Origin of the sequence: Finegoldia sp., from assembly GCF_046991905.1 — a bacterium.
Lineage (GTDB): Bacteria > Bacillota > Clostridia > Tissierellales > Peptoniphilaceae > Finegoldia.
Genome location: NZ_JBKWZF010000006.1, coordinates 18,365 through 27,472 on the forward strand (window position 1 = coordinate 18,365; position 9,108 = coordinate 27,472).

8 protein-coding genes are annotated in these 9,108 nt (G+C 33.5%); 1 reads left to right on the forward strand and 7 read right to left on the reverse strand.

From position 1 onward, the window contains the following. The first annotated feature begins 9 nt into the window (after positions 1-9). Positions 10-3,135 (forward strand): lectin like domain-containing protein, encoded by a 3,126-nt coding sequence (locus ACLUJM_RS04010; protein ID WP_412412268.1) that lies wholly within the window; start codon positions 10-12, stop codon positions 3,133-3,135. A 41-nt stretch (positions 3,136-3,176) separates the two neighbouring features. Here ACLUJM_RS04010 and ACLUJM_RS04015 read toward each other — a convergent pair whose 3' ends face one another. The 7 genes from ACLUJM_RS04015 to ACLUJM_RS04045 all read right to left on the reverse strand — a co-directional run. Then, on the reverse strand, positions 3,177-3,917 hold the full coding sequence (locus ACLUJM_RS04015) for an amino acid ABC transporter ATP-binding protein (protein ID WP_294685091.1): 741 nt from the start codon (positions 3,915-3,917) through the stop codon (positions 3,177-3,179). Then, the gene (locus ACLUJM_RS04020; RefSeq protein ID WP_294685089.1) at positions 3,907-5,487 is read right to left on the reverse strand and encodes an ABC transporter permease subunit; all 1,581 of its coding nucleotides are present in this window, start codon (positions 5,485-5,487) and stop codon (positions 3,907-3,909) included. The genes ACLUJM_RS04015 and ACLUJM_RS04020 overlap by 11 nt, the downstream gene beginning before the upstream one ends. A 12-nt stretch (positions 5,488-5,499) precedes the next feature. Continuing rightward, positions 5,500-6,234 (reverse strand): tRNA pseudouridine(38-40) synthase TruA, encoded by a 735-nt coding sequence (gene truA / locus ACLUJM_RS04025; protein WP_412412269.1) that lies wholly within the window; start codon positions 6,232-6,234, stop codon positions 5,500-5,502. Further along, complete coding sequence (locus ACLUJM_RS04030) at positions 6,231-7,028, reverse strand: energy-coupling factor transporter transmembrane component T family protein (protein WP_294685086.1); 798 nt, start codon at positions 7,026-7,028, stop codon at positions 6,231-6,233. Before ACLUJM_RS04030 ends, truA begins: the two co-directional genes overlap by 4 nt. Then, positions 7,025-7,876, reverse strand: coding sequence for an energy-coupling factor transporter ATPase (locus tag ACLUJM_RS04035; protein ID WP_294685085.1), 852 nt, complete (start codon positions 7,874-7,876; stop codon positions 7,025-7,027). The genes ACLUJM_RS04030 and ACLUJM_RS04035 overlap by 4 nt, the downstream gene beginning before the upstream one ends. Positions 7,877-7,881: 5 nt before the next feature. Then, the gene (locus tag ACLUJM_RS04040; protein WP_294685083.1) at positions 7,882-8,718 is read right to left on the reverse strand and encodes an energy-coupling factor transporter ATPase; all 837 of its coding nucleotides are present in this window, start codon (positions 8,716-8,718) and stop codon (positions 7,882-7,884) included. Positions 8,719-8,778: 60 nt separating this feature from the next. Next, on the reverse strand, positions 8,779-9,108 hold a 330-nt coding region (locus ACLUJM_RS04045; RefSeq protein ID WP_412412270.1), incomplete at its 5' end, for a hypothetical protein.

Consider the following 9,108-nt stretch of genomic DNA (forward strand, 5'->3'; position numbering starts at 1 on the left):
GAGTTGAAAATGAAAAGAAGAAATCTATTGCTATTAATCGCTGTTTTTACTTTGCAATCTATGTTTTCAACAAGTTTTGCAGATGGTCAAAACAAGTTCAAGTTAAACGATGATTTGACCGTAAAAGAAATCGATTTTAGAGAAGCACCTAGAAATCCAGCATTTAATAGACAACAAAGTAGTCCCAAGACTACGAAAAACTACGGTTCAAATGAAGATCCTTTTTTAGTTAACACGAATTACGATTTGTTTAATGAAAAAGAAGACATTCCTAGACAAAAAGCGTATGGTATTCCTGCAAACTATGATTTACGCCAACATAACAGAGTTACCCCTGTAAAAGCTCAAGGGCCAAACGGATCCTGTTGGGCTTTTGCAACTTATGGTTCTGCAGAATCAAATATGCTTACTAATGGTCAATTCACAGATTTTTCAGAAAAACATTTGAGAAATACTCACGGTTTTGACTGGGCTCCTGATCAAGGTGGTACAAGGGCAGTTTCTGCAGCTTACTTATCCAGATGGTCTGGTCCCATTTGGGAAAAAGACGATCCTTATTCTGCTTACGATTTTAGGTCTCCATACAATTTACTTCCAGCAAAAGAATTGAAGGAAGCTTTGTATATTCCAGATGTTAACAATAATCAAGATCGTGACAGATTAAAAAGAGCGATTATGAGATATGGTGCATCTTACACTACAGTAAATGGTGACACAAGTTACACTAATTTTTATTCTATGAGCCATTACAATCCTGGTTACGGTTGGCAAAATCACGCTGTCACTATTATAGGCTGGGACGATGATTATTCAAGATATAATTTCGGAATTACTCCTCCTGGAGATGGTGCTTGGCTTGTAAAAAATAGTTGGGGTGATCGTTGGGGAAATCAAGGTGGATATTACCATGTTTCTTATTATGATGCTCATATCGCAAAAGGTAACTGTATTTTTGTTTTAAAAGAAAAAGATAGAAATAAATCTATTTGGTATTATGATGATTTGGGAATGACTGATAGTATTGGTTACAACCAAACAGGCTGGTTTTCAAATATTTTTGGTCCTGTCAGTAGAACTAGTCAAATCGACGAGGTAGGATTCTTTGTTCCATCAAATGGCGCTCAATACGAAATTTATGTTAACACGAATATCGGTGGAAACAGTGGGTTCAACGACAAGGTACTAGTTGCCAGAGGAACTGTAGAAAACGCAGGATACACTACAGTAAAATTTAATGCACAAAAAATAAATGCAGGAGCATATTTTGCACCAATTGTTAAGCTTACAACTCCTGGTTACAGCTACCCTATTCCTATTGAGTCTATGATTTATGGATATTCGTCAAGAGCAAGATCAGGTTATAATCAATCATTTATTTCTAACGATGGATATAATTGGTCAGATTTGGCAAGAAATAGAGCTAATGCAAATGTATGTTTGAAAGCTTTCACAAAGCCTTATTCAGGTGTTAACCCAACGCCAGATCCTGAACCTGTCGATCCAACACCACAACCTGATGTTCCTGAGCCTAATCAAGAAATAAGAGTAAATAAAATTTTGGTTTCTGAAGATAACATCACGTTGAAACAAGGTGAAGACACTCAAATCGATGCTAAGGCTTATCCAGAAAATGCTACTAACAAAATATTGATGTGGTCATCATCTAATACAAATATTTGTTCTGTAAACAATGACGGTATAATAAAAGGACTAAACCCTGGACAATGTTATGTTACAGTTAAGTCAGCTGACAATCCTAGAATTTTGCAATATATTAGAGTTAACGTAACAGAACCAGAAAAACCAAACATCGATGATAGTGTTGACAAGGATGTTAAAGTTCAAAACATTATAATGTATCCTTCCTATAAAAAAGCTAAAGTTGGCGATAAGTTCAGAATAGACACTAGAATTTTACCATCAAACACGAAAAATCCTCAAATAACTTTGGAAAGTTCAGACGAAAACATCGCATCTGTAAATAATTCTATGGTGGTATGCAATAATCCTGGTAAAGTTAAAATAATTGCAAAATCAACTGATGGTTCAAACGTTTCAAACTTTGCTGTAATTTATGTAGAAGGTGAAAGTCCAGAAAGTAAAAATGCAGTAAACATCAAATCAAACGTCTACAGAAGTTCAATCTCTATAGGTAATACTAATAATATTTCTGCTGTAGTAACAGACTCCAATAAAAGAAATATTAAAGGTGCTAAGGTCAAATTCACTATCAATAAGCCATCTAAGAAAATTATAGAAAAAGAATTAACTACAAACTATCGCGGTCAAACAATTTTATATTTAAAGGCGAATGAATTAGATGAAGCTGGCACTTATAGCGTGAACATATTGGCTTCTGATTCTAAAGGAAACACAAACGAAGATAATGTAAGTTTTGAAGTAAAAGATAACAGAGTTTCTTTTGAGACAAAAGTGGATTTGGATAGTCCTGAAATTCAGTTAAATCAAGCATCAATGATAACTGTAAATTGCAAAAATAATACTTCAAGAATTTCAGGTGCTAATGTCGTACTAAGTATAACTGATGAAAATGACAACAAAGAAGAAAAAACATTTAAAACAGATAGAAACGGTAATAGCTACTATACATTTAGACCACAAAAAGCTGGAAGATATTACATTGAAGCCACTGTTTCTAAAAATGGATACAAAAATTCTTCTGCAAATACAACTTTAATCGTCAAAGAATCAGAAACTAAACCTGAGACAAAACAAACTGTAAAATTAAAATTTGAAACTGATAAGACTTCATATAATCTTGCAGATACAGCTAACATTAATATATTTGCCACAGATGAAAACGGCAAGAAACTTTCTAATTTGAAATTATATCTAAGAATTAGAAACCAAAAAGGATTCGACCAAACAATAACTAAAACTACTGATTCAAACGGTGTAGCAAAGATGTTCATAAAACAACAAACTGCAACATCTCCTACAGATTTTACAATAGTAGCTTGGCCAGAATCAAATTCAAATAATACGTTTGATTTCAGTGTTTCTTTTGGTAACTCAGACAAACTAGAAATAAACTCTATTTACAGTCCGTATAATATATATACGAAGTATAACAACAATTATGTAGTTCACAATTACATTAGAAAAATTAGATAAAAATAACCGCCCTTTATCAATATGATAAAGGGCGTGTTGTTTTAATTATTCAAATAATTTTTCAAGAATTCTTTGACTCTTTCGTGTTTTGGATTTGTAAACATTGTATGTGGATCTGTATCTTCAATGATGTAGCCTTCATTCATGAAACAAACTCTAGTGGACACATCTCTTGCAAATTGCATTTCGTGTGTTACTACTACCATTGTCATTCCTGTTTCAGCAAGTTTTGACATTACTTGCAATACGTCGTTAACCATTTCAGGATCCAGCGCAGATGTTGGTTCGTCAAACAACAAAACTTCTGGATTCATGCACAATGCTCTTGCAATTGCAACTCTTTGTTTTTGTCCACCTGATAGCATACTTGGCTTTTTGTGAGCATGCTCAATCATTCCTACAAGTTCCAAATATTTCTTAGCTTCTTTTATTGCAGAATCTTTGTCTCTTTTAAGAACTTTGATTTGTGCTACAGTACAATTTTCCATTACGCTCATGTTTTCAAACAAATAAAATTGTTGAAATACCATGCCGACTTTGGATCTAAATTTATTTTGATTGAATTTGGAAGAAAGTATAGATTCTCCGTGGTATAAAATATCTCCACCTGTTGGTTTTTCTAAAAGATTAATACATCTTAGCATAGTTGATTTACCAGATCCAGATGAACCAATTATCGATAAAACTTCTCCTTTTGAAATCGTAAAGTTAATATCCTTTAAAACTTCAACTCCGTTGTAACTTTTCTTCAAATGTTGCAATTCTATTATTTTATTTTCCATTGAACATTCCTCCAGTAGTTGCTTCCATTACGTATTCTCTATTGGTAGATTTTCTTTCAATGAATAACAAAAGTCTTGTCAATGAGAATGTCAACACGAAATATATAACACAAGTAACTGCATAAGTTTCAAATATATTATACGTTGAACCTGCGATAGATTTAGAAACAAAGAACAATTCAGTCACGCTAATTACATTCAATACTGACGTATCTTTGATGTTGATTACAAATTCATTTCCAATTGAAGGCAGAATGTTTTTGATGGCCTGCGGCAATATAACATTAATCATAGATTGTCCATGAGTCATTCCCAAAGCCTTACAAGCTTCCATTTGCCCAACATCTACAGAATTAATTCCTCCACGTACAACTTCTGACAGATAAGCTCCTGTGTTGACACTTACTATGAACAACGCTGCACTTATTGGCGCCATATCTATTCCTAGATACAATTTTGCTCCGAAATAAATCAACATGGATTGAACCATCATAGGTGTTCCTCTAAATATTTCTACATAGCAAGCCAAGATGAAATTGATAACTTTGTGAAGATAATAAGTGAATTTATTTTTTTCCTTATCTAGTTTCATATTTCTAATAACTGCTACCAAAATTCCTATCAAAAATCCTATAATTGTCGATACACTGGCGATAAACAATGTCATCAAGGCACCTTTTAAGAAAAGTGTTCCGTATTCACTAAAAATACTTTTAACTTTTGATAAAAATCCTTGTGGTTGATCTTTTTCGACATTTAATTTTACCATCTCTTGCATCAAATTATCTCTTTCTTCAGGGCTGATTTTCTTCAGAGCTTCGTTTATTTTATCAGTCAACTCAGAGTTTTTCTTCACCCCTATTGCAATTGATGTATCTTCAGCTGAAGTTTCAAATCCTTTAGCCTTATCAAACTCAATGTAAGAAAGTTCTGCATTAGAAGCTTCAGCACTCAATGCTTGTGGTTTTTCTGAAACATATCCGTCTATTTTTTCTGCCAAAACTGCTGAAAGCATAGAAGGGAAACTTTCCATTGCAGGTAGTTTATCGCAGTCTTTAATTTGGTCAATTACTTTATAGTGGAATGTGTTCAGTTGACCTGTAATTTTAAAACCCTTTAAATCATCCAAAGATTTTGCATTTACGTATTTATTGTCTTTTTTAGTTACAATTACCAAATCAGAGCTGTAATAAGTATCTGAAAAATCAATTTGTTCTTTTCTTTCCTTTGTTGGACTCATTCCTGCAATTATAGCGTCAACTTTGCCGCTCATAACTGCCGGTGCTAGTCCGTCCCATTCCATTTTTATTACAACTAATTTTTTCCCTAAACTATCAGCGATTTTCTTAGCAATTTGAAGGTCATATCCATTGGCATATTCGCCTTTACTGTTTTCAATAGGATAAGCTCCGTTTTCATCTGTAGATTGTGACCAGTTAAATGGTGCATAGTTCGCCTCCATTCCAATCACGAATGTATCTTTATCCGCAAAAGATTCGCTATTTGTGAAAACCAACATCATCATAAGTATCATCACTACTCTGACGAGTTTTCTTGTAAAGTTTTTCATTTACTCCCCCTTTTAGTATTCGATATCCATTAAATACAATCCGCATGGTTCTATCGTGATTCCCGCAGATTGTCTATCTTTGTTTTCCAAAGCATTTTTAAGCCAGTCGATGCTTTTTCTTCCTCTGGCTACATCAACCATGCTTCCAACCAAAATTCTTACCATATTTCTTAAAAAACTTTCCGCTTTAAATGTGAATACAATATCATCATCAATTTTTTCGATTGTAATTTCATCAATAGTTCTAATCGGATTAATGTCTTCTTCCAAATCATTCACAAATGATGTAAAATCATGTTTTCCGATGAGCATATCCCTACATTTTAGTAACAAATCAAAATCTAAGTAATATTTTCTGTGACCTTTGTAATCATTAAACCAAGGTTCCATGTAGTATTTGTTGCATAAAATGTATTTATATGTTTTGGATTTGGCACTAAATCTAGCGTGAAAATCCATATCCACTTCTTCAGCTTTAACAATAACAATCGAATCACTTGTGAAGTGGTTGACTCCCATTAGAAATTGGTTTGCTGAAATATCTGTGTCAACAATGAAGTTACATACTTGACCTTTTGCATGAACTCCTTTGTCAGTTCTTCCTGCTCCATTAATCTTAACTGGTTGATGAACCATTTTTTCTACTGCTTTTTCTATCTCTAATTGTACGGATGGCAAATCATTCAACTTCTGCCATCCGTAAAATTTTGAACCATCATATTGAACTGTTAATTTGATGTTTTTCATATTATTCTACTCACTATTATTAAAATGAATAATAAAATGATAACTCCATAAGCAACAAAATCTCTATTTTGATACGATAATTCATTAAGCCTTGTTCTTCCTTCTCCACCACGGTAGCATCTAGCTTCCATGGCAACAGCAAGTTCTCCTGCAATTTTTAGTGCATTTATGAATAATGGCACCAATAGTGGCACAAGGTTTTTAGCTCTTTTGATTATATTTCCTGACTCAAAGTCTGCACCTCTCGCCATTTGTGCTTTCATGATTTTATCTGTTTCTTCAAATAATGTCGGAATAAATCTAAGCGCTATCGTCATCATCATCGCAAATTGGTGAGCTGGAAATCCTATCTTAGAAAAAGGATGTAGCATTTTTTCCATTGCATCGGTCAATTCAATTGGCGAAGTGGTTAAAGTCAATAAACTTGTACCCAAAACCAAGAAAATTAATCGAAATGCCATGAAAAATCCCAAATTTAACCCAGATTTTGTAACTGTGAAAATACCAAATTTCCACACAACTTCTCCCGGTGTCATCAACACATTTAGTATGAATGTCAATAAAATAATAGGTAGAAGTGGTTTCACTCCTTTGAAAACAAAGTTTGGTTTTATCTTTGATATTTTGATTATAGCTATTAAAAATACTAAAACAGGAGCATACACCCAAAGTTTACTTATAAGAAAAATAGCGATAATGTATAAAAACGTAAAAGTAACTTTGACTCTTGGATCTAGTTTGTGAATTATGCTGTCCGATGCAAAATATTGACCGATTGTTATATCTTTTATCATAATTTTTTCTCCATAGCTTTCTTGATGCTTTCATAGGCTTGTTCTACATTCAAACAATCAGTTTCGACATTAATTCCTTTTTCTTTTAATCTTCTGACAACTTGAGTCGATTGTGGAATGCTAAGTCCGATTTTCTTTAGTTCGTCTTCTTTGCTGAACACTACTTCTGGTTTGTCGTCCATAAAAATTTGACTATTGTCAATAACAATTACTCTATTACAAAGTTTTGCGATATCTTCCATGCTATGACTTACTAAAATAACAGTCATATCTTCTCTTTCAAAAAGTTGTTTGATTTGATTCAAAATCATATCACGTCCCAAAGGATCAAGACCTGCAGTAGGCTCGTCTAACACCAAAAACTTAGGTTTCATCGCCAAAACTCCCGCAATCGCCACTCTTCTTTTTTGTCCGCCTGATAATTCAAATGGTGATTTCTCTTTCATGTGTTCAACATCTAACCCAACAGCTTCACATGCCCATTCTACACGTTCTTTGATTTCTTCATCTGTAAGTCCCAAATTCTTAGGTCCAAATTCAATATCTTTGTAGCAAGTTTCTTCGAATAATTGATATTCTGGATATTGGAACACTAGCCCAACATTTTTTCTAATATCTGTTTTGACTTTTGTTTTAGTTGATATTCCATCTACCAAAACATCGCCACCTGTTGGCTCCAAGAGACCATTTAAATGCTGTGCCAAAGTTGATTTACCACTTCCAGTGTGACCAATAATTCCTATAAACTCACCCAAATTTATCTCTAAGTTAACATCTTTTAGGGCTACTTTTTCAAATGGATTTGATTTGTTATAAATATGTTCTAAGTTTTTGCATTCTATCTTCATATCTATCACCTAACACTCTCCAAAGCTTCAACTAGTTCGTCTACAGTAAGGACATCACGTCTTACATTTATATTTGATTTGTTTAATAGGTAGCTAATTTCAGTGGGTTCTGGAACATCAAGCCCAATTTCTTTCATTTTCTCAACATTTGAGAAAACTTCTCTTGGAGTTCCTTCTAAAACTACCTCTCCTTCGTTGATTACGATTATCCTATCTGCATGTACACATTCTTCCATGTAATGTGTTATATGAATAATTGTTTTACCAATTTCTCGAAGCTTCAACACAGTATCCAAGATGTCTTTTCTTCCTTGAGGATCTAACATTGCAGTCGGCTCATCCATTAGTAAACATTTTGGATTCATCGCCAATATCCCAGCAATAGCAATTCTTTGCTTTTGACCACCAGATAGCAATGCTGGAGAGTGTCTTTTGTATTCGCTCATTCCTACTAGTTCAAGGCAGTCATCCACTCTTTTACGAAGTTCTTCTCTTGGAACTCCCAAATTTTCAGGTCCAAATGCAACATCTTCTTCGACAATTGTAGCAACCAACTGGTTGTCTGGATTTTGGAATACCATACCACACATTTCACGAATATTCCACAAGCTTTCATCATCTTTTGTATTCATATTGCCTACTAAAATGTCGCCTTCTGTAGGAATATATTGTGCGTTAATTAATTTTGCTAACGTGGATTTCCCAGATCCATTGTGACCCAATACACAGATGAATTCTCCTTCTTTAATATCTATGTTTAAGTTCTTTAATACTTCTTTTGATGAACCTTCATATTGAAAACTTAAGTTTTTTATTTCTATGATGTTTGTATCCTTTTTCATCAAAACTCCTTAATTTTATAAAAAAAGGGATGCGAACACACATCCCTTAATTCTTAAATATTATTTATCCTCATCTTGTAATGATTCGTAGTTTCCAGATTTTACTGTAGATTCTTCCTCTTCTTCAGATTCAGTTAATTCTTGTGCTTTTGCAGCTTCAATAATTTCTTCTTCTGATTTTCCGTCATAATCTACTTCAATTCTGTCATATTTTGCTATTCCTGTACCTGCAGGTATTAGTTTACCAATTATTACATTTTCTTTTAAGCCTATTAAGTGATCAACTTTTCCTTTAATAGATGTTTCTGTTAATACTCTTGTAGTTTCTTGGAATGATGCTGCAGATAAGAAACTTTCAGTTGCAAGTGATGCTTTTGTGATACCCATTAA

What these genes read in the sequence shown, in the direction of transcription:
- ACLUJM_RS04010 (WP_412412268.1), top strand. Translation starts at nt 10, where the DNA reads ATGAAAAGAAGAAATCTATTGCTATTAATCGCTGTTTTTACTTTGCAA.
- ACLUJM_RS04035 (WP_294685085.1), bottom strand. Translation starts at nt 7,876, where the DNA reads ATGAAGATAGAATGCAAAAACTTAGAACATATTTATAACAAATCAAAT.
- ACLUJM_RS04030 (WP_294685086.1), bottom strand. Translation starts at nt 7,028, where the DNA reads ATGATAAAAGATATAACAATCGGTCAATATTTTGCATCGGACAGCATA.
- ACLUJM_RS04015 (WP_294685091.1), bottom strand. Translation starts at nt 3,917, where the DNA reads ATGGAAAATAAAATAATAGAATTGCAACATTTGAAGAAAAGTTACAAC.
- ACLUJM_RS04020 (WP_294685089.1), bottom strand. Translation starts at nt 5,487, where the DNA reads ATGAAAAACTTTACAAGAAAACTCGTCAGAGTAGTGATGATACTTATG.
- ACLUJM_RS04040 (WP_294685083.1), bottom strand. Translation starts at nt 8,718, where the DNA reads ATGAAAAAGGATACAAACATCATAGAAATAAAAAACTTAAGTTTTCAA.
- truA (WP_412412269.1), bottom strand. Translation starts at nt 6,234, where the DNA reads ATGAAAAACATCAAATTAACAGTTCAATATGATGGTTCAAAATTTTAC.